Annotated in this window: 24 protein-coding genes, 1 other RNA gene and 1 pseudogene; 14 read left to right on the top strand and 12 right to left on the bottom strand. The window is 61.5% G+C overall.

Annotated elements, in window-relative coordinates:
* The first annotated feature begins 188 nt into the window (after window positions 1–188).
* Window positions 189–587 (top strand): hypothetical protein, encoded by a 399-nt coding sequence (locus NKH16_RS10645; RefSeq protein ID WP_352742969.1) that lies wholly within the window; start codon window positions 189–191, stop codon window positions 585–587.
* A gap of 85 nt (window positions 588–672) precedes the next feature.
* Here NKH16_RS10645 and NKH16_RS10640 read toward each other — a convergent pair.
* Window positions 673–1,011 (bottom strand): annotated as a pseudogene (locus NKH16_RS10640) (DUF1304 domain-containing protein); the annotation flags it as partial.
* A gap of 183 nt (window positions 1,012–1,194) precedes the next feature.
* On the opposite strand from NKH16_RS10640, the gene NKH16_RS10635 reads away from it, so the two are divergent.
* Together NKH16_RS10635 and NKH16_RS10630 are read left to right on the top strand one after the other, a co-directional pair.
* Window positions 1,195–2,679, top strand: a complete 1,485-nt coding sequence (locus tag NKH16_RS10635; protein WP_352450842.1) for a carboxypeptidase M32 — start codon at window positions 1,195–1,197, stop codon at window positions 2,677–2,679.
* Window positions 2,680–2,885: 206 nt separating this feature from the next.
* Window positions 2,886–4,913 carry a DUF3857 domain-containing protein gene (locus NKH16_RS10630; RefSeq protein WP_352742967.1) on the top strand — a complete coding sequence of 676 codons (2,028 nt, stop codon included), beginning with the start codon at window positions 2,886–2,888 and terminating at the stop codon, window positions 4,911–4,913.
* A 118-nt stretch (window positions 4,914–5,031) separates the two neighbouring features.
* Here the strand turns inward: NKH16_RS10630 and NKH16_RS10625 are convergent, their stop codons facing one another.
* Window positions 5,032–6,834, bottom strand: coding sequence for an ABC transporter transmembrane domain-containing protein (locus tag NKH16_RS10625; protein WP_352450844.1), 1,803 nt, complete (start codon window positions 6,832–6,834; stop codon window positions 5,032–5,034).
* Window positions 6,835–7,038: 204 nt separating this feature from the next.
* Here NKH16_RS10625 and rpmE point away from each other — a divergent pair, with 204 nt between their 5' ends.
* On the top strand, window positions 7,039–7,260 hold the full coding sequence (gene rpmE, locus NKH16_RS10620) for a 50S ribosomal protein L31 (RefSeq protein WP_352450845.1): 222 nt from the start codon (window positions 7,039–7,041) through the stop codon (window positions 7,258–7,260).
* Window positions 7,261–7,329: 69 nt separating this feature from the next.
* Here the strand turns inward: rpmE and NKH16_RS10615 are convergent, their stop codons facing one another.
* Window positions 7,330–7,971 carry a TetR family transcriptional regulator gene (locus NKH16_RS10615; protein WP_352742965.1) on the bottom strand — a complete coding sequence of 214 codons (642 nt, stop codon included), beginning with the start codon at window positions 7,969–7,971 and terminating at the stop codon, window positions 7,330–7,332.
* Between the two features lie 133 nt (window positions 7,972–8,104).
* Here NKH16_RS10615 and NKH16_RS10610 point away from each other — a divergent pair, with 133 nt between their 5' ends.
* Window positions 8,105–8,584 (top strand): anthrone oxygenase family protein, encoded by a 480-nt coding sequence (locus NKH16_RS10610; RefSeq protein ID WP_352874489.1) that lies wholly within the window; start codon window positions 8,105–8,107, stop codon window positions 8,582–8,584.
* Between the two features lie 26 nt (window positions 8,585–8,610).
* Here the strand turns inward: NKH16_RS10610 and NKH16_RS10605 are convergent, their stop codons facing one another.
* The 3 genes from NKH16_RS10605 to NKH16_RS10595 form a co-directional block, all read right to left on the bottom strand.
* Window positions 8,611–8,922: an Rdx family protein gene (locus tag NKH16_RS10605; RefSeq protein ID WP_352450848.1), complete on the bottom strand. Its 312-nt coding sequence runs from the start codon at window positions 8,920–8,922 to the stop codon at window positions 8,611–8,613.
* A complete protein-coding gene (locus NKH16_RS10600) occupies window positions 8,919–9,668 on the bottom strand; it encodes a YebC/PmpR family DNA-binding transcriptional regulator (RefSeq protein WP_023678028.1) in 750 nt (249 codons plus the stop codon). The genes NKH16_RS10605 and NKH16_RS10600 overlap by 4 nt, the downstream gene beginning before the upstream one ends.
* Before the next feature lie 237 nt (window positions 9,669–9,905).
* Window positions 9,906–10,229, bottom strand: a complete 324-nt coding sequence (locus tag NKH16_RS10595) for an ArsR/SmtB family transcription factor (RefSeq protein WP_023678030.1) — start codon at window positions 10,227–10,229, stop codon at window positions 9,906–9,908.
* Window positions 10,230–10,280: 51 nt separating this feature from the next.
* Between NKH16_RS10595 and NKH16_RS10590 the strand changes: the two genes are divergently transcribed.
* Genes NKH16_RS10590 through NKH16_RS10575 form a run of 4 tightly spaced genes read left to right on the top strand, consistent with a single transcriptional unit; the run spans window position 10,281 to window position 12,100 of the window.
* A complete protein-coding gene (locus tag NKH16_RS10590; protein ID WP_352450849.1) occupies window positions 10,281–10,763 on the top strand; it encodes an SRPBCC domain-containing protein in 483 nt (160 codons plus the stop codon).
* A 28-nt stretch (window positions 10,764–10,791) separates the two neighbouring features.
* Window positions 10,792–11,184, top strand: a complete 393-nt coding sequence (locus tag NKH16_RS10585; RefSeq protein WP_352742962.1) for a VOC family protein — start codon at window positions 10,792–10,794, stop codon at window positions 11,182–11,184.
* Between the two features lie 55 nt (window positions 11,185–11,239).
* A complete protein-coding gene (locus tag NKH16_RS10580) occupies window positions 11,240–11,602 on the top strand; it encodes a VOC family protein (protein WP_352742960.1) in 363 nt (120 codons plus the stop codon).
* Between the two features lie 30 nt (window positions 11,603–11,632).
* Window positions 11,633–12,100, top strand: a complete 468-nt coding sequence (locus tag NKH16_RS10575; protein ID WP_352450851.1) for an SRPBCC family protein — start codon at window positions 11,633–11,635, stop codon at window positions 12,098–12,100.
* 42 nt (window positions 12,101–12,142) lie between these two features.
* Here the strand turns inward: NKH16_RS10575 and NKH16_RS10570 are convergent, their stop codons facing one another.
* The 6 genes from NKH16_RS10570 to ssrS form a co-directional block, all read right to left on the bottom strand.
* A complete protein-coding gene (locus NKH16_RS10570) occupies window positions 12,143–12,430 on the bottom strand; it encodes a BrnA antitoxin family protein (protein WP_352450852.1) in 288 nt (95 codons plus the stop codon).
* Window positions 12,411–12,698 carry a BrnT family toxin gene (locus tag NKH16_RS10565; protein ID WP_352450853.1) on the bottom strand — a complete coding sequence of 96 codons (288 nt, stop codon included), beginning with the start codon at window positions 12,696–12,698 and terminating at the stop codon, window positions 12,411–12,413. The genes NKH16_RS10570 and NKH16_RS10565 overlap by 20 nt, the downstream gene beginning before the upstream one ends.
* A 53-nt stretch (window positions 12,699–12,751) precedes the next feature.
* Window positions 12,752–13,519, bottom strand: coding sequence for a TerC family protein (locus NKH16_RS10560; protein WP_352450854.1), 768 nt, complete (start codon window positions 13,517–13,519; stop codon window positions 12,752–12,754).
* Between the two features lie 70 nt (window positions 13,520–13,589).
* A complete protein-coding gene (locus NKH16_RS10555) occupies window positions 13,590–14,414 on the bottom strand; it encodes a TIGR00282 family metallophosphoesterase (protein WP_023678036.1) in 825 nt (274 codons plus the stop codon).
* Between the two features lie 81 nt (window positions 14,415–14,495).
* A complete protein-coding gene (locus NKH16_RS10550; protein WP_352742958.1) occupies window positions 14,496–15,083 on the bottom strand; it encodes a 5-formyltetrahydrofolate cyclo-ligase in 588 nt (195 codons plus the stop codon).
* A 141-nt stretch (window positions 15,084–15,224) separates the two neighbouring features.
* Window positions 15,225–15,380, bottom strand: a non-coding RNA gene (gene ssrS / locus NKH16_RS10545) — 6S RNA.
* A gap of 176 nt (window positions 15,381–15,556) precedes the next feature.
* On the opposite strand from ssrS, the gene NKH16_RS10540 reads away from it, so the two are divergent.
* The 5 genes from NKH16_RS10540 (at window position 15,557) to msrB (ending at window position 19,469) form a co-directional block, all read left to right on the top strand.
* Window positions 15,557–16,384, top strand: a complete 828-nt coding sequence (locus NKH16_RS10540) for an AAA family ATPase (protein ID WP_352899229.1) — start codon at window positions 15,557–15,559, stop codon at window positions 16,382–16,384.
* 103 nt (window positions 16,385–16,487) lie between these two features.
* On the top strand, window positions 16,488–16,934 hold the full coding sequence (locus NKH16_RS10535) for a GNAT family N-acetyltransferase (RefSeq protein ID WP_352742954.1): 447 nt from the start codon (window positions 16,488–16,490) through the stop codon (window positions 16,932–16,934).
* 8 nt (window positions 16,935–16,942) lie between these two features.
* Complete coding sequence (locus NKH16_RS10530) at window positions 16,943–18,133, top strand: vWA domain-containing protein (protein ID WP_352742952.1); 1,191 nt, start codon at window positions 16,943–16,945, stop codon at window positions 18,131–18,133.
* A complete protein-coding gene (locus NKH16_RS10525) occupies window positions 18,134–18,955 on the top strand; it encodes an MBL fold metallo-hydrolase (RefSeq protein WP_352742950.1) in 822 nt (273 codons plus the stop codon).
* A gap of 109 nt (window positions 18,956–19,064) precedes the next feature.
* Window positions 19,065–19,469: a peptide-methionine (R)-S-oxide reductase MsrB gene (gene msrB, locus NKH16_RS10520; RefSeq protein ID WP_027152870.1), complete on the top strand. Its 405-nt coding sequence runs from the start codon at window positions 19,065–19,067 to the stop codon at window positions 19,467–19,469.
* Window positions 19,470–19,472: the final 3 nt, after the last annotated feature.

Raw genomic sequence — 19,472 nt, 5'->3', positions numbered from 1 at the left:
GCGGCAAGAGCTGAAAAAATTACCTTTTTTTAATTACACTTTGCCGCCATGGCCTTTTAGCCTTGGTCATGGGCCGAGAACCGCCGGCGGTGGAACCGCTCATCGCGACGCGACGGAACCTGACGGCCCCGCGGCCGGAAGGCAGGACCCTCCCAACCACCGCCTTCCCCAGTAAAGGAGACGCAACCATGCGCTTCTTCGCTCCCACGAATCTCAGGACTGCTACGCTCGCCACACTGCTCCTCGCCGTTCCGTTTGCTGGCGCTTACGCCGGCCCGCGTGCGACGGCCTTGATCAATCAGATCCAGAGTGTGGAGACGGGTATCCAGGGCGCCATCCGGGCGAACAAGCTCGAGCCGGGCGAGGCGCGCGACTTGCGCACGCAGGTCGCTCAACTCGATCGGGCCGCCCAGAGGGCCGCACGCGATGGAACCATGCCGAGCACGCAATATCAGCAGTTGCTGGCGCAGCTCGACGATGTCAGCCAAAAGCTGCGCGCTGACACCGGCAGTGCCTTCCTCATCGGCAACGGCGCCGATGGCGGATACTATCCCAACGGCTACGGCCCAACTTATCCAGGCGGCTGAAATCGGCCGCAGTGCCCGGCAGTGTGGCAATGGATTTTGCGCATGATCCTTTTCCAGCTTTCGGTTCGGGGATCATGCGGCTAGCCAACGCCAGTGCAATCAGCGCCAGCACTGCCGGCACTGTCTCGATGAACAGGATTTTGCGGCCCGCCGTTGCCGCCGTAAAGGCCGGCGACGGCGACGCAGAGCAAGAAGAAGACTACTGAAAACCGGCTTCGCCGAGGTAAAGCCCCCAGGTCAGGCCGGCTGCGAGAAAGCCGTTGTAAAGCCCCTGATTGGCAGCAAGCACTTTCGAGGCCCTGGCGAATTCCGGCGTCAGCCTGAATACCATATGGCCGCGCGGCGTGTCCTACAGCACCATCTCCAGGTAGACGATGCAGAGGTGGATCACGGCTACCAGCCCGACCAGCACGTTGGCGATCATTTTTCGTCTCCCCCATCGCGGTCTGCCGCCGCCGGACGACATTGATCACGCACGCCACCGCTTTCACAAGATGCTTTTCGGCTGTTGCAGCCGGCAGTCAATGCGTCGATCGCGGACGGCTTCGGGGTTGCCAACGCTTTTGCATTGGTATCTTTTCCCGCCGTCAAATCAGCGGAACCCACAATGTCCTTTCAAAAACTCGACGACCTCGGTCACAAGCTCGAAGCGCTGGAACACGCCCTCGCCATCCTCGGCGCCGACGAGGCGACCCATATGGCGGTCGGCGGCGGCGAGAAGCGCGCAGAGGCAATGTCGGCGCTTGCCGGCATGCACCATGCCCGGGCGACTGCGCCGGAGATTGCCGACTGGATCGCGGCGGCCGAGCAGGAGGCGCTGAACGAAGAGCAGCAGGCCGCGGTCGGGGAATTCCGCCGGCAATACACCAACCTGACCTGCCTGCCGGTCGAGTTCGTCGAGCGCCAGACGACCGCGCGCATGCGCTCCGAGCAGCTCTGGCGCGACCTGCGCGCCAAGAACGACTGGGCGGGTTTCCTACCGGCGCTCGAAGGCGTCGTGGCGCTGGTCCGCGAGGAGGCGGCCCTTCGCGCCGAGGTGCTCGGGCTCGAGCCTTACGACGCGCTGATGGAGCAATATGACCCGGGCAATCGCGCCGCCGACATCACGCCTGTGTTTGTCGAGTTGAAGACCTTCCTGAAAGGCTTCGTGCCGGAGGCACTGGCCGTGCAGGAAGAGCGGCTGGCGAAACATCCGCTGAAGCCGCTTTCCGGCAGATACCCCTTGGACAAGCAGCGCGAGCTTGGCCTCGCCATGATGGCGGCGGTCGGCTTCGACCTCACCCACGGCTCGCTGTCGGTTTCGCACCATCCCTTCTGCGGCGGCGTGCCGAGCGACGTGCGCATCACCACCCGCTACAAGACTTCGGATTTCCTGTCGGCGCTGATGGGCGTGCTGCACGAGACCGGCCATGCGCTGTACGAGCAGAACCTGCCGAAGGTGTGGGCGCACTGGCCTCTGGGCAGAGCGCGCGGCATGGCGGTGCATGAAAGCCAGAGCCTGTTCGTCGAAAAGCAGATCGGCCGCAATCCAGAATTCTGGCGCTGGGCGCTGCCGGTGGTCGAAAGACACCTCGGCGAGCGCTGGGCGATCGACGACATCCTGCCGCATGTGCACCGGGTCGAGCGCGGCCTGATCCGCGTCGATGCCGACGAGGTCACCTATCCGCTGCACGTCATCCTGCGCTACGAGCTGGAGCAGGAGCTTGTCTCGGGACGGCTGGAAGCAGCCGACCTGCCCGAAGCCTGGGATGCCAAGATGCGCGATTATCTCGGCCTGTCGACATCAGACAATCCGGCTGACGGTCCGATGCAGGACGTCCACTGGCCGGGTGCCGCCTTCGGCTATTTCCCCTCCTACACGCTCGGCGCCATGATGGCGGCGCAGCAATGGGCGGCGCTGACCAGGGATCATCCTTCAGCCGACGAAGACCTCGCCAAGGGAGATTTCGCGGCGATCAACGACTGGCGCCGCAAAAGGATCTGGTCGCAAGGCTCGCGCTGGTCGACACCGGAACTGCTCGAACGCGCTACCGGCGAAAAGCTCGATGCCGCACATTTCACTGACCATCTGAAGAAGCGGTACGGGAACTGAGCCGCTTCGTCTATTCCAGGTTCTTGCCGCGGTGACTGCAGAAATCCGCGAAACTGGCCTTTACTTTGGTGGGAAAGCCTCTGAAAAAGGAGTTCTTCCAAGTTGGGCGAGCGTAGATGTCTGTCTGTTACAGTTTTCATAGGATGAAGTCTTTCTGGCTCCGCTTGGTATTTTTCATCTTATTGATCGGCCTGAGTTCTCCGGCCATGTCCGACGACATGGTTCTCAAGGGTCCGGCAGAAAGCTGGGTAAAGCAGCTTGATATTCCGGCTGCCGATCCCACCCGATCGGATCAAATCAAGAATGGCGTTTCATGGCTGCTCTCGGACGACCAGATCAAGCATCGCGCCGGCGGCTATGTCGAGTACTCGCGCACCGTCTATAAAATCGTCGACCGTCCCGGCCTGGATCGTGGCGCGAGTATCGATCTGCAGTTCGATCCGTCCCGGCACAAGGTCACGCTCAACCATCTTCACATCATCCGCGATGGTGCCGTTTTGGACCGGCTGGAAGGCGTCGAATTCGACATCTTCCGCAGGGAAAGAGACGCCGAGAAAGGCGTCTTCGACGGCTGGCTGACAGCACATGTCAACATCGATGACGTGCGTGCCGGCGACATCGTCGACTACGGGTCGACCTATGAGATAACGCCGCTGGTCGGCAAGGACCTTTTCTTCAAGAATTTCTCCACCGAATGGGAAGAGCCGGTAGCGCTTATCCGCACAAGCATCATTTGGCCTTCGGGCCAGCCGCTCCAGATCAAGACAAGGGGAACCCGACTTAAGCCGTCAATCTCCCCGACTGGGCCGGACACCACCTATCTATGGGAAGTTCCAAACCCGAAACCGGTCAATGTCGAGGACAACCTGCCCGTGACCTATCCAGGCTGGGGCTCCATCGATGTCGCGTCTACCGCGAATTGGCAAAGTGTGGTCGATGCCGTTGCGCCCTATTACAAGCCAGCGACCGTTTTTCCCCCGGCTTTTGCCGCAAAGCTCGACGACATCGCTCTGCGGCATCCGGTGCCCGAAGACCGGATGGTCGAGGCAATGCGGTTGGTGCAGGACCAGATCCGCTATGTAAGCCTGTCGATGGGTGCCGGTTCCTACGTTCCGCGTGATCCCGCGACGGTTATCCTGAGCGGGTTCGGTGACTGCAAGGACAAGGCCCTGCTGCTGGTTTCGTCGCTTGTGCGGCTTGGCATTGCTGCCGAGGTCGCCTTGGCCGATCTCGACGAGGGGCGGGCTCTGGACCAGCATCTGCCGGCGCTTCGCGATTTCGACCATGCCATCGTCAAGGCAAGGATCGGAGCAAAGACATATTGGCTGGACGCCACGAACTATCTTCAGGGCGGCAGGGCGCACAATCTCGCACAGCCGGACTACGGCTTCGCGCTGCCGCTTTCCAGCACCGGCGGGTTGGAGAAGATGCCGAGCCCTGTGCTTACCAGCCCATCGATCCAGATCGCCGAGGAATTCGACTTTCCGCGGAAACCGGGCGATCCCCTCGTGCTGACGGTCTTCTCGACATATGAGGACGCCGATGCCGATTGGATGCGCGGCAATTTCGCCAGCAGGTCGCTGAGCGAGGTGTCGGACGCCTACCTGAAATACTACAACAAGCAATATCCGGGCATCCAAACCATCGCCAAGCCGGAAATCGTGGATCGGCGCGACGGCAACATAGTGAGCGTGAAGGAAAGTTATCGCTTGCCGGCGGAGGCGCTGACGGCCAACGATCTGGCAAAGAATTTCCCGATCCGCGCGGCCGATCTCGGCAACAACTCTCTTCCAACCCCGACAATCGTCGACCGAACCGGGCCCGTCTCCCTCGGCCCCCAGTTCTACCGCCGCCACAAGGTGACCGTGCGCAACCTCAAGGCGAGGTTTTCCGGCGAGTCGATGAAAAACGTCGTGACGCCCTATCTGTCTCTCAAGGCATCCTGGTCCAACACGCCCACCGAATTTCAAGTTGAATGGAACTTTCAGACGCTGGCGACTGAAGTACCGGCCAAGGCGATTGCCGATTATCTGAAAACCGTCGATGACCTCGCAGACCAAATTCGCTGGCAGTACGATTTTACCTATGAAGAGCCGCCTGCCGATGTGCAGCTCAGCGATCCGGCAAAGGAGCAGCGACAGACCGTCGCCAGCATGCTTTTGTTATCGTTGCTTGTCGGCGTTCCCCTGTTCATCGCCTATCGACGAGGCAAACGCCGAGCTTTCGGTAGCTGAAGAATCTCGGCCGCCGCTGGGTACCATGATCCCGAAAAGTGGATGCCGGTTTTCGGAAAAGATCATGGTCAAACAAGAAGATGGAGCCTCATCCCGATTTCATCGGGATGGAGCAATGCTACTCGGCCGCACCCCTGAAAGCATTCGCCCCGGTATCGAACTGCAGCTTGGCCAGCCGCGCATAGATGCCGCCCTTGGCGACCAGGCTCTGATGCGTGCCTTCCTCGACGATGCGGCCGCCATCCATGACCAGGATGCGATCGGCCTTCAGCACGGTTGCCAGCCGATGGGCGATGACGATCGTGGTGCGGCCCTTCATCAGCCGGTCCAGCGCCGTTTGCACCAGCGTCTCGCTTTCGGCATCTAGCGCCGAGGTCGCCTCGTCGAGCAGCAGGATGGGCGCATCGCGCAAAATGGCGCGGGCGATCGCCACGCGCTGGCGCTGGCCGCCCGACAGCGTCACGCCGCGCTCGCCGACCTGGCTGTCATAGCCCTTTTCGAGTTTCAGGATGAACTCGTCGGCAAGCGCGTCCTTCGCCGCCGCCTCGATCTCGGCCTGGCTGGCGCCAGGCCGGCCAAAGCCGATATTGTCGCGCGCGCTTGCGGCAAAGATGGTGACGTCCTGCGGCACGATGGCGATGCGCGCGCGGATCGCCGCCGGATCGGCCTCGCGCAGATCGACCCCGTCGATGACGATCCTGCCGGCCTCCGGATCGTAGAAGCGCAGAAGCAGCGAAAACACCGTGCTCTTGCCGGCGCCGGATGGCCCGACGATCGCCACCGTCTCACCGGGTTTGACCTGAAAGCTCAGGCCATGAACGGCGGCGCGGTCGGGCCGGGCCGGATAGGAGAAGGAGACATCGTCGAAGCTGATCGCGCCTCTCGCCTTTGCCGGCAGCGGCTTCGGATCGGCGGGCGCCTGGATCGCGGGTTTCTCGGCCAGGATCTCGGTCAGCCGTTCGGCAGCGCCCGCTGCCTGGGACAGTTCGCCCCAGACCTCCGACAGGGCGCCGAGCGCGCCGGCGGCGAACACCGAATAGAGCAGGAATTGACCGAGCGTGCCCGGCGACAGCGTGCCGTCGAGCACGTCGCGCGAACCGAACCACAGCACCGCCACGACCGAGGAAAAGATCATGAAGATGGCGACGAAGGTGAGAAAGGAGCGGGCAAAGATCGAGGTCCGCGCCGCTTCGAACGCTGCTTCCACGGCGGACGAAAAATACCCGGTCACAAGCTTCTCGTTGGTGAAGGCCTGCAGGGTGCGCACCGCGCCGATCTGCTCGCTGGCGTAGGCGGTGGCATTGGCCAGAGTATCCTGCGCCAGCCGTGACTTGCGCCGCACCGAGCGGCCGAAGGCGACCAGCGGCAGCACGATCAGCGGAATGGCCGCGATGACCAGGCCGGACAGTTTTGGGCTGGTGAAGACCATCATCGCCACGGCGCCCAGGCCGAGGATGACGTTGCGCAAAGCCACCGAGGCGGTGGCACCGACGGCCGATTTGACCTGTGTCGTGTCGGCGGCGAGCCGCGAGACGATCTCGCCCGACTGGGCCGTGTCGAAAAAGGATGGCGACAGCGTTGTGACGTGGGCAAAGACATCGCGGCGGATATCGGCAACGACGCGCTCGCCGAGTGTGATGACGAAATAGTAGCGGCTGGCCGACGCCGCCGCCAGAACGGCGGCCATCACCACCAGCATGGCGAAATATTCGGCAATGAAGCTGGAATCGGAAGCGGAAAAACCGTGGTCGATCATCCGCCGCACGGCCAGCGGCAGCGCCAGCGTCGTCGCCGCCGCGACGGCCAGCGAGACGATCGCGCCGATGACCATTTTGCGGTAATGCGTAATGTAGGGAAACAGGCGCTGCAGCGGCCTCAGCGAGCGCCTGCGCTCGTCTGCATCGCCGCTGATGTTCGCCATGACCGTTTCCTTTGGCCCTATGAGGCTTGCGCCATCAATATGCGCTTGCCGCGGCCTTGTGATTCAATTCCGGCTGATGTATAGGCTCGCCGACCGTTTTAGAAGCCGTGGCTCCTCAATAGCTGCGGCTTCGAGTTTTAAAAAGGGGCGCATCGACGCAGGCTTTAGCCCGTCGGCAGCACCCGGCAAGCCAGGAACAGACCCATGAAGAACGATATTCATCCCGACTACCACACCATCAAGGTCGTCATGACCGACGGCACCGAATACATGACCCGTTCGACCTGGGGCAAGGAAGGCGATACGATGAACCTCGATATCGACCCCACCACCCATCCGGCCTGGACTGGCGGCCAGCAGACCCTGCTCGACCGCGGTGGCCGCCTGTCGAAGTTCAAGAAGCGTTTCGAAGGTTTCGGCCTCTAAGCCGCATTGGCGTTTCGCAGATCGAGAAACCCGCCTTCGTGGCGGGTTTTTTATTGCGAAAATACGGCCCTATTCGCCGACCAGCTCGCGCAGCGCCATCCGCTTGTAGGCGGCAACCAGCCGGTCGCCCTCTTGCCGCCCGACCGAGATCGCCAGCCGCATTGCGGCCTCGCCCATCTGCCAGATGAGAAACGCCGTCGTTTCCAGCGCTTCCGGATCGGCGGATGGCCGCAGCCGTTTCAGCACGGCTGTAAGGAATTCGGCGTTGGCCCGGCTATCGGCAAGCTCGAGTTCGCGTAGCGCCTTGTCGGCCTGCGTGCCCGACCAGATGTCGCGTATCACCGGCTCCGCCAGGAACATTCCGTAGTAGATATTCACCAGTTCCGAAAATGCCCGGCGCAGGCCGTCGGCGTCACTGACCTCCGCCAGTGCCGCGGCAATGCAGGCCTGGCTTTCGGCGGTGTAGCGTTCGGCCAGCGCCCAGATGAGCGCCCGCTTGTCGGGGAAGAACTGGTAGAGCGAGCCGATCGACACGCCGGCCCTCTCGGCCACCTCGCCCATGCGCATGGCGTCGCTGCCTTGCTCGGCGATCAGCGCCGAGGCGGTGGCCAGCATCCGCTCGACCCGCTCGCGGCTGCGCTGCTGGCTCGGCGCCCGGCGCGGCGATGCGGCCTGCTCATTGCGGGAACCCGGTGCAGCGGTGCCTTCCATGACTGTCTCCAGAAAAATGGCTTGACTGACAAAATACGAGGGTTTATCACGTTTTGCAAATATGAGGATCGCTCACATTTTCTAAACGCCACGCCAATCAAATTGCTCGAACCCCGAAACCGGAGCAACTGACATGATCATGAAACTGCTTCCCACCCTCACCTTCGTCGCTGCCATTGGCTCAGGCGTTGTCGGCGGCGTTTTCTTCGCCTTCTCCAACTTTATCATGCCGGCGCTCGCCCGCTTGCCTGCCGCAGGCGGCATCGCCGCCATGAATTCGATCAACATCACCGTGATCACGCCGGCATTCATGACCGCACTTTTCGGCACCGGGCTGGTCTGTCTTGTCCTCGCCGCCGGCGCTCTTATCGGCTGGAGCCAACCGGGTTCGTTCTGGCTTCTCGCCGGCGCCCTGATCTATGTCGTCGGCAATCCGATCGTGACGATGATGTTCAACGTGCCGCTCAACAACGCCCTGGCTGCGGTCGATCCGGCAAGCGCCAACGGCGCCGCCGTGTGGGCCACCTATCTCAAGGACTGGGTGATGTGGAATCATGTCCGCACCATCTCCGCCATCGTGGCGCTGGGCTGCCTCATCTTCGCATGGCGGTGAATGCAGGACGGAAGCGTAAAAGGCCTTCAGGCAGGATCTTTTGGCTTATGGCCCTTGCGATCGGCATGGCCGAGATCGCGATCCGGATCGATGACGTCGCGAACCAGCTGCTTGAGCTTTGCGGCGTCGGGAAAACCGCCGTCACGCTTGCGGTCCCAGACCAGCGTGTCATTGCAGGAAATGGTGAAGATGCCGCCGGTGCCGGGCACCAGCGTCACCTCGCCGAGATCGGTACCGAAGGTGGACAGCAGCTCCTGCGCCATCCAGCCGGCCCTGAGCAGCCACAGGCACTGGGTGCAATAGGTGATGCGGACGGTGGGCAGCGTGTCTTGGATCATGCCGCGCTGAGCTTCGCCAAGGTCTCCTCGTCGACCTCGAAATTGGCGTAGACGCTCTGCACGTCGTCGTCGTCCTCGAGCGTCGCAACTAGCTTCATCAGCGATTGCGCCCGCTCCTCGTCGACCGCGATATTGGTCTGAGGCTTCCAGATCGGCTTCACCGATTCAGCCTCGCCAAGCGCGCCTTCCAGCGCCTTCGACACTTCGCCGAGATTCTCGAAAGCGCAGTAGATCGTGTGGCCTTCCTCGTCCGACTGGACGTCGTCGGCACCGGCCTCGATCGCCGCGTCCATCACCTTCTCGGCGCTGCCGGCCGATGCCGGATAGTAGATCTCGCCGACGCGGTCCCACATGAACGATACCGAGCCGGTCTCGCCCATCGCCCCGCCGGCTTTGGTGAAGGCAGCGCGCACATTCGACGCCGAGCGGTTGCGGTTGTCGGTCAGCGCCTCGACGATCAGCGCGACACCGCCTGGCCCGTATCCCTCGTAGCGCACGGCTTCGTAGGTCTCGGCATCACCCATCGACGCCTTGTTGATGGCGCGCTGGATATTGTCCTTCGGCATCGACACCGCCTTGGCGTTCTGCACCGCAAGGCGCAGGCGCGGGTTCATCGATGGATCGGGCGTGCCGCTCTTGGCGGCGACGGTGATTTCGCGCGCCAACTTGGAAAACATTTTCGACCGCACCGCATCCTGGCGGCCCTTGCGGTGCATGATGTTCTTGAACTGTGAATGGCCAGCCATGGCACCCCTGTCATCTTCTCGGCTAGAGCATCTGCCGCCTGGTGAACCACCCGGCATCTTGCAAAATGCTCGAATTCAAAATTTCAGAACGTCCTGCTGCGTCCCTGACGGACGGACGGCGCTCGCTGTCGGAATGGCCGGCTTATAGATAAATCGGCTCAATTCGTCCAGCCGCGCCATTGCTGCCGGCACGCAAGGGTTTCAAGATCCGAAAATCGGCAGGCTTCGGCAAACCTTTCATCCCTCAAGATCGGATTTCAGCCGGTCGAGGATGCTGATCGCGTGCGTGGCATATTGACTGATCCAGCGGTCGTGGATGTGCTTGATCGGCAGCGCGTTGAGATGGTTCCAGCGTTCGCGCCCCTCGCGCCGCGCCACGACCAGGTCGGCCTCCTCCAGCACCTTCAGGTGCAGCATGACCGTGCAGCGGTCCATGTCGGGGAAGGCATCGCACAACATGCCGGTGGTCTGCGGCGCATCCTTCAGCCGGTCCAGCAACGCACGCCGGCGCGGATGCGCCAGCGCCTTGAAAACATTGTCGTCTCGCGATTGGCTTGACATGTTATATTTCTATAACATATCCTTGAGCCATTCAAGGAAGGAGCTGTGGATATGTCTCTTGGATTCAGGGTTTCTGGCCGCATCGGCAAACCCGTCGCCGAAGTCTTCGATGCGGTCGTCAATCCGAAGAAACTCAGCGGCTACTTCACCACGATCGGCGGCGCCAGCGCACTGCTGGAGGCGGGCGCCACCGTCATCTGGTGGGGCAAGGTTCCGGTCGAGGTCGACGAGGTGAAGAAAGACAGCCGCATCGTGCTGCGCTGGGATGCCACCGACGCCGACGGCAAGCCGACCTACAAGACCCGCATCGAAATGAATTTCGAACCGCTCGACGATGGCGGCACCTTTGTCACCATCGCCGAAACCGGCTGGCACGAGGACGCGGTCGGCCTGAAGAAGTCCTACCTCAATTGCGAGGGCTGGTCGCAGATGCTGGCCTGCATGAAGGCCTATGTCGAATACGGCATCAATCTGCGCGACGGCTATTACCGCAGCGAGATGAAGGGCGAGCCGGCCAACGAGAACAACATCTGAAAAGCCACCAAGATGACGGAGGCCTGCGATGAAGCAAGTGACGCCATTTCTGATGTTCGAGGGCAAGGCCGAAGAGGCAATGACCTTCTATTGCGAGACGATCCCCGACAGCAGCGTCCTTGACATCACACGTTACGGCTCCGGCGAAGACGGCCCGGAAGGAATGGTCAAGCTGGCGCGCGTGTCCATAAGCGGTCTGGAAGTGATGGTCTACAACAGCCCCGTGCACCATGCCTTCACGTTCACGCCGTCGGTCTCGCTGTATGTGAATTGCTCCACGGAGGCAGAGCTGAACGACATTGTCGAGGCTCTGGCCAAGGACGGCAAATTTCTGATGGCGCTGGACAATTATGGTTTCAGCCGCCGGTTTGCATGGCTCAACGACAGGTTCGGAGTCTCCTGGCAAATCAATTTGGCATAGCGAGTTCTGGACCGAACCGGCCAATCGAACCTGAACACGGCAATGGAGTCAGCAAATGACCGCGAAGATCACCGGCGGCATCAACATCGCCATGAAGGTCCCGCCGCATCAATACCAGGCAACGATCGCCTTCTATCGCGACGTCATCGGCCTGAAGCCATTCACGGCCAAATCGCCGGCCGTCGGGTTCGAACTCGGTCCCAATCGACTGTGGATCGACGAGGCGCCGATGATGAGCCAGGCCGAGATCTGGCTGGAACTGTTCACCGATGATTTTCCGGCCGCTGCGGAGGATCTCGCCGAGGCCGGCGTCGTGCGCTGCGATGCCATCGAGGCACTGGGTGAAGGCTTTCGCGGCGGCTGGATCACCAATCCGGCCAACATCATTCACCTCGTACGCGAACCCGATGCCTGGTGAACAGGGCGGCGCCGTGGAAAGGAGGACGCTATGAAAATCCGTGAAACACCGACCGCCGAAGCCGGCATGCTGATAAGGCGGCCGGTCGCCGACGTATTCGAAGCCTTCGTCGATCCGGCGATCACGACGAAATTCTGGTTCACCCATGGCAGCGACAGGTTGGACAGCGGCAAGGAAATCAGTTGGGAATGGCGCATGTATGGCGTCTCGACGACGGTCAATGTCAGTGAGATCGTCGATAACAAGAAGATCGTCATGCAATGGAGCGATCCGCCGACCACGGTGGTGTTGACATTTACCGAGATGCCGGGCGGCACGACCTTTGTCGAGGTCCGCAATTTCGGCTTTGTCGGTAGCCCCGATGAGCAGGTCAAGCAGGCGATCGGCTCGACCGGCGGTTTTGCGCTGGTGCTCGCCGGCGCCAAGGCGTGGCTGGAGCAAGGCGTGATGCTCGGCCTGATCGGCGACCGTCATCCGAAGGGCGTTCCAGCAAATTAAGCAACGGCGAGCCAAGATCGGCTGGCAACAGACCGCGAATGCTCAGGAACGCCGCTTTTCCTGCTCTAGCACATGACGGCGGAGCACGCGGTTGATCTCCGTTTGATAGCCACCGCCTTCGACATGCTCCTTGAACCAGGACAGCACATCAGCGTCAAGCCGAATGGTCACCGGCTGCTTTAGTGGCCGGTAGAGGTGCCCTCGGCGAGCATGAACCCAATTCTCGGCCGAAGTTTCCGGAATGTCGGACGTGTCAATTTCGCTGTCAGGCAAATCTGCCAAATTGGCGAGCTGGTTGCGCTGATCTTGGCTAAGTTCCTTCCTGCTCATAGCGCCTCCTTTCATGCGGCGTTGCTTTCCGGGCACCGACAATCCGAATTCGTTCCTCATCTTCGAGATCGGGATAAGTGTGAACAACGAGCAGTACCACCAGCCCTTGGATCATCCCGATCGCATGCCACCTTTGCTCGCCATCTTCAAACCGGTCAGGCACAATCAGATGAAGCGGATCCTTGAAGACATCTTTGGCGAGATCGAACTCAACACCATGCTTGGCACGGTTGCGCTTGGCCTTCTCGGGATCCCATTCAAATCGCAATATGGCGGCACCGTTATTTACAAAATTGTACGCACAATTCTGTAAGAGTCAAGTCAATGCCCGCCCCCGCCCTTTGCCTTCTTCCGCCGCCGCGCCAGCATGTTGAGCCCTTCGACCAGTGCCGAAAAACCCATGGCGGCGTAGATGTAGCCTTTCGGCACGTGGTAACCCATGCCGTCGGCGATCAGCGTCGTGCCGATCATCAGCAGGAAGCCGAGGGCCAGCATGACGATGCTGGGGTTCCTGGCGATGAAATCGGCCAGCGGCCCGGCCGCCAGCATCATCACGCTCACCGCCACGATCACCGCGATGTACATGATCGCGATTTCGTCGGTCATGCCGACGGCGGTGATGATCGAGTCGATCGAGAAGACGAGGTCGAGCAGCAATATCTGGAAAATCGCGCCGGCCAGCGACAGCTGCAATGTCTCGCCCATCATGGTGTCCTGGTGATCATCGAGATCGACCGTGTGGTGGATCTCCTTGGTCGCCTTCCAGACGAGAAACAGGCCGCCGGCGATCAGGATCAGGTCGCGCCATGAAAACCCGTGGCCGAAGGCGGTGAATATCGGCGTCGTCAGTTGGACGATGATCGAGATGGTGGCCAGCAGGATCAGCCGCATCACCAGCGCGGCCGAGATGCCGAGCCGCCGGGCGCGGGCCCGCTGCGCTACCGGCAATTTGTTGGTCAGGATCGAGATGAAGATCAGATTATCGATGCCGAGCACGACCTCCAGCACGATCAGCGTCAGCAGCGCGACCCATGCCGTCGGGTCGGAGACAAAGGCGAAATGCGGCGCCAGGAATTCGACTAGCTGCATGGAGGTCGTCCCCTCTACGATCTAGAGCAGTTTCGCCGGCAATTGGGTATTGCAAGCGTCTATATCAATGTCACGACCAGAAGGATGGAGCCGTTTCCTCCAGCCGCGGGCCGCGGCGAAACGGCGCGATCCGTTCGGTCAGGCCGCTACGGTCGGAAATGTCGACGCCGACGCCGCACAATGTCGCCGGTCCGGTCGATGCCTCGAAGCGGCCTTTCGGCACCTTGGACAAGAACCGGTTGAGCGGCTCCTCCTTGTCCATGCCGAGCGAGGAATCGTAATCGCCGCACATGCCGGCATCGGAAATATAACCGGTGCCGCCATTGAGGATCTGGTGATCGCCGGTCGGCTGATGCGTATGGGTGCCGACCACAAGGCTGGCCCGGCCGTCGACGAAATGAGCGAAGCACATTTTTTCCGAGGTCGCCTCGGCATGGAAATCGATGACGATCGCATCGGCCTGCTCGCCAAGCGGGCAAGCGGCAAGTTCGCGCTCGCCGGCCTGGAACGGATCGTCGAGCTCGGGATGCATGAACACCCGGCCCATGATGTTGGCGACCAGCACGCGCGCGCCGTTCCTGGCGATGTAGACGCCTGAGCCGCGCCCCGGCGTACCCTTGGGGAAATTGGACGGACGCAGGAAGCGCTCTTCGCGCGGCGCGAAAATCAGCGCATCGCGCTGGTCCCAGACATGGTTGCCGGTGGTGACGACATCGGCGCCGGCCGAGATCGTCTCGCGAAAAATCTCCTCGGTGATGCCGAAGCCGCCGGCGGCGTTCTCGCCATTGACGATGACGAAGTCGAGCTTGAAATCCGAGATCAGGCCAGGCAGTTGTTCCCACACCGCCGTACGTCCTGTCTTGCCGACCATGTCGCCGAGGAAGAGAAGTCTCATATAAGCGTGATCCCGAACCGAAGGTCAGCGAAGCAAAAAGCTGCATGACTTTCGCAAAAGACCATGCGTCCAGGAACTTATCTACAATTTCGGCGCGAAGCGGCGCAACCCGCTCTCGGTGAGTATTTCCGGAATGATCACGTCATGCGGCTCGTCCGGCACCAGGGCCACCTCCTGGCAGTCGAAGGCAATGCCGATCAGCCGCGGCTGCTGTCCCTTGTCGGCCAGCCGCACGATCGCCCGGTCGTAATAGCCGGCGCCGTAACCGATGCGGTGGCCGCGCGCGTCGAAGGCGGCGAGCGGCACCAGCATGAGCTGGGGGTCGAGTACCTCGGCTTCCTCGTGCGGCCCGACGGTGCCGAACCCCATGTCGATCATCGGCGCGCCACGCACCAGCTCGCGAAAGACGATGGTGGTCTTGTCCAGAATGGCCGGCAGGCAGAGTCTTGCCCCCTTCTCGCGCAAGGCAAACATCAGCGGCCGGACGTCGACTTCCGAGCGCATCGGCCAGAAGCCTGAGACGATCTGGCCCGGCTCGACCGTGATCCGGTCGCGCGCCGTCTCGGCCATTTCGAGTGCTGCCTCCACCCGCCAGAAAGGATCGAGCGCGTCGCGGCGCCCGAGGGCTTGGTTGCGGAGATTTTTTTTCAGGTCTTTTGGGGATGTCATGCGCCGACGTTAGAAAAGGTCAGATTTGGATGGAGTTTTACGAGCGACGTTTTGGAGGAGCGGGGCGAACTTTTCGTTCGTGAGAGCACCCCACAAAGCGGCGCGACGACAAGATCCGCCAGAGATGGTCTTTTCGATAGGTGACGATCCACACAACCGGTGGAGAGAGCGATCCCGGGAACCTACAAAGTAGGTGGGCGCCGTATGAGAAAACCCACGGGTCTTCCCAGGGACAGCTCCCTAGGGATCATTAAGGCCCCGGGGAAAATGTTCTCCTGCCGGGAAGCGCAGACCGTCTCCGCCAATATAGGCAGACGGCAGACCAAGCGCCAGAGAGACGACATGTTTCGAGTCTTAAATCGACGCAGAACCGCTCGACGAGGGTCGCGCCGGCAAGATCCCCGCTTTACCAGCAGCGCCTTGCACCGCGAAGGCCGCGTCCTTAGGGTCGCGCGATGAACCCGGGAGCAAAAATGCGTTTCGAAGGCACGGCAGCCTATGTTGCCGACAAGGATCTGATGGTGGCGGTCAACGCGGCGATCGCGCTGGAGCGGCCGTTGCTTCCCGGTACCGGCAAGACCGAACTTGCCCGCCAGGTGGCGGCGGCGCTCGGCCTCGATCTGATCGAATGGCATGTCAAATCGACCACGCGGGCGCAGCAGGGCCTTTATGAATATGATGCCGTCTCGCGGCTGCGCGACAGCCAGCTCGGCGACGAGCGCTTCAACGACATCCGCAATTACCTCAAGCGCGGCAAGCTGTGGGACGCCTTTGCTGCCGGCAAGAAAGTCGTGCTTCTGATCGACGAGATCGACAAGGCCGATATCGAGTTCCCCAACGATCTGTTGCAGGAACTGGATCGGATGGAGTTCTTCGTCTACGAGACCGGCGAGACCATCCGTGCCACCGTCCGGCCGATCGTCATCATCACCTCCAACAACGAAAAAGAGCTGCCGGACGCCTTCCTGCGCCGCTGCTTCTTCCACTACATCCGCTTTCCCGACGTCGAGACGCTGCACAAAATCGTCGACGTGCACTATCCCGGCATCAAGCAGAACCTGGTGCGCGCCGCACTCACGCAATTCTATGAAATCCGTGACGTGCCGGGCCTCAAGAAGAAGCCGTCGACCTCCGAGGCACTCGACTGGATCCGCCTGCTGGTCGCCGACGACATCGCGCCCGAGGACCTGCGCGCCGACCCGAAGAACGCGCTGCCGAAACTGCACGGCGCCTTGCTGAAGAACGAACAGGACGTGCATCTGTTCGAGCGCCTGGCTTTCATGGCGAGACGGCAGGGGTGAGGGGCCGACGAAAGCCGCCGGACAGCGCTTTCCCGTCGCTGGACCGTTGCCGCCAGCGAGGCGTGAAGGCAGCTTCGGGTTGCCGACTTCAGAGGGAAATGAAATGACCGAGATCACCGTCCGCCCATTGGCGCAATCCGACCATGCCGATTGGCGGTGTCTGTGGACCGCCTACCTCACCTTTTACGAAACCAAGCTGCCGGAAGAGGTTTATGCCGTCACCTGGAAGCGGCTGTTCACGGCGGGCGAGTTCGAGCCGAAAGGCTTCATCGCCGCCCTCGACGGCAAGGCCGTCGGCCTGACGCACTATCTCTACCATCGCTCCTGCTGGTCAGAGATAAACAACTGTTATCTGCAGGACCTGTTCGCCGACCCCGATGTGCGCGGCAAGGGCGTCGGCGCCGCCCTGATCGAAGCGGTCAAGCAGGAAGCCGGCAAGATCGGTGTCAAGAACGTCTACTGGATGACCCACGAGACCAACACCACCGCACGCAAGCTCTACGACCACGTGGCGCGCAGGACCGGCTTCATCGAATATGATCTGCTGTAGACGGTGAGATGTTCATCCCCTTCTTCCTCGAATTGAAGGCAGCGCGGGTTCCGGTCTCGCTCCGCGAATATCTGTCGCTGCTGGAGGGGCTGGAAGCCGGGCTGGTCGACTATGATGTCGAGGGCTTTTACTATCTCGCCCGCGCCGCTCTGGTGAAGGACGAGCGCCACATCGACCGCTTCGACCAGGTCTTTTCGCACATCTTCAAAGGTGTCGAGGCGCAGGCTGGCAAAAACCCGGTCGATGTCGCAAACATCCCGGAGGAATGGCTGCGGAGGCTCGCCGAAAAGCACCTGACCGATGAGGAGAAGAAGCTGGTCGAGGCGCTGGGCGGCTTCGGAAAGCTGATGGAGACGCTGAAGAAGCGGTTGGAGGAGCAAAAGGGCCGGCATCAGGGCGGTTCGAAATGGATCGGCACCGGCGGCACCTCGCCCTTCGGCGCCTATGGCTACAATCCCGAAGGCGTGCGCATCGGCCAGCACGAAAGCCGCAACCGCCGCGCGGTAAAAGTCTGGGACAAACGCGAGTTCAGGAATTTCGATGACGCCGTCGAACTCGGCACCCGCAACATCAAGGTCGCGCTGAAGCGCTTGCGCCGCTGGGTGCGCGAAGGCGCCGAACAGGAATTCGACCTGCCCGGCACCGTCCACGCCACCGCCGAGCACGGTTATCTTGACGTTAAGACACAACCCGAACGTCGCAACGCCGTGAAGCTGCTGATGTTCTTCGATGTCGGCGGCTCGATGGACGACCATGTCAGGAGCGTCGAGGAGCTGTTTTCGGCCGCCCGCGCCGAATTCCGCCAGCTCGAATATTTCTACTTCCACAACTGCCTCTACGAAGGCGTGTGGAAGGACAATCGCCGCCGCCATGCCGAGGTGATTCCGACCTTCGATCTCCTCCATAAATATGGCCCCGACTACAAGGTGATCGTCGTCGGCGACGCCTCGATGAGCCCCTATGAGATCGCCCAACCCGGCGGCTCGGTCGAGCATTGGAACAAGGAGGCCGGTGCCGTCTGGCTCGGCAGGCTGCTGCAGCAATGGCCGAACGCCATTTGGCTCAATCCGGAAGACGCGAAGAACTGGGGCTATACCCATTCGATTGCCATGATCCGCGATATCTTTGGCGGCCGAATGTTTCCGCTGACGCTCGCCGGCCTCGAAGCCGCGACGAAGCAACTTTCAAGGAAGCACTGAATGGATCCACGCAAAACAGGACGGTCGACCTGTTTCCTTTGCCTGCAATGCGGTGTCCAGTTCGCGGCGATAGCGACGCCGCCGCGACATTGCCCGATCTGCGAGGACGAGCGGCAATATGTGCGCTGGGAGGGCCAGGCCTGGACCACGCCGGAGGAGCTCGCCGCCGGGCATCGGGTCGTGATCAAGGATGATGCCGGCGTGCTCGCCTTCGGCATCGAGCCGCGCTTTGCTATCGGCCAGCGCGCATTGCTGGCGCAAACGCCGCACGGCAATGTGCTGTGGGACTGCATCTCGATGGTCAGCGACGAGGCGGTGGCCGAGATCAACCGCCGGGGCGGCCTGGCCGCCATCGCCATTTCGCACTGCCATTATTATTCGGCAATGGTCGAGTGGAGCGAGGCGTTTGGCGGCGTGCCGATTTATCTGCACGCCGATGATCGTCAGTGGATCATGCGGCCGCATCCGGCAATCATCAGTTGGGAAGGCGAGATGCGCGCCATAAACCCGTCTCTGACGCTCATCCGCTGCGGCGGCCACTTTGCCGGTGGCCAGGTGCTGCACTGGAACCGCGACGGCGGCAATGCCATCCTGGCCGGCGACATCCTGCAGGTGACGCCGACCCGCCGTCATGTCAGCTTCATGTACAGCTATCCGAATTATATCCCGCTCAACGCGACGAAAGTGCACGGCATCAAGGCCGCGCTGGAGCCTTTCGCGTTCGACCATATCTACGGCGCATGGTGGAACCAGAACGTCATCGGAGATGCAAAGGCGGCATTTTCAGCATCGGTTGCGCGCTATCTCGCGGCCATCGCCTGAGGAATTCTTTGCAACAGGGTTGGAAATACGGGCAAACGCCGTAACAAATGCCTATTTCAGGCGAAGTTGGGAAGGCAACCCAAATAGCGAGATAAGCTAAGAGGAAAAAATGGACAGCCACACCTACCCCGTTACCCGCACCGATGCCGAATGGCGCGCCCGGCTGACGCCCGAGCAATATGCGGTGATGCGCAACCACGGCACCGAGCGGCCGGGAAGCTGCGCCCTGCTGCACGAGAAGCGCGCCGGCACCTTTTCCTGTGTCGGCTGCGACCAGCCCTTGTTTGAATCCAAGCTGAAATTCGAGAGCGGCACCGGTTGGCCAAGCTTCAACGATCCGGTGCCGGGCTCGGTCGAGACCACCGTCGACCGCAGCTACGGCATGGTCCGCACCGAATGCCATTGCGCTCGCTGCGGCAGCCATCTCGGCCACGTCTTCGAGGACGGTCCGCCGCCGACCGGTCTGCGCTATTGCATCAACGGCGTGGCGCTCAAATTCGAGCCGGCCGCCTGATCG

This window comes from Mesorhizobium sp. M1307 (genome assembly GCF_040318155.1).
In the GTDB taxonomy this organism is placed as follows: Bacteria; Pseudomonadota; Alphaproteobacteria; order Rhizobiales; family Rhizobiaceae; genus Mesorhizobium.
This window is presented reverse-complemented; position numbering and strand designations above follow the sequence as displayed.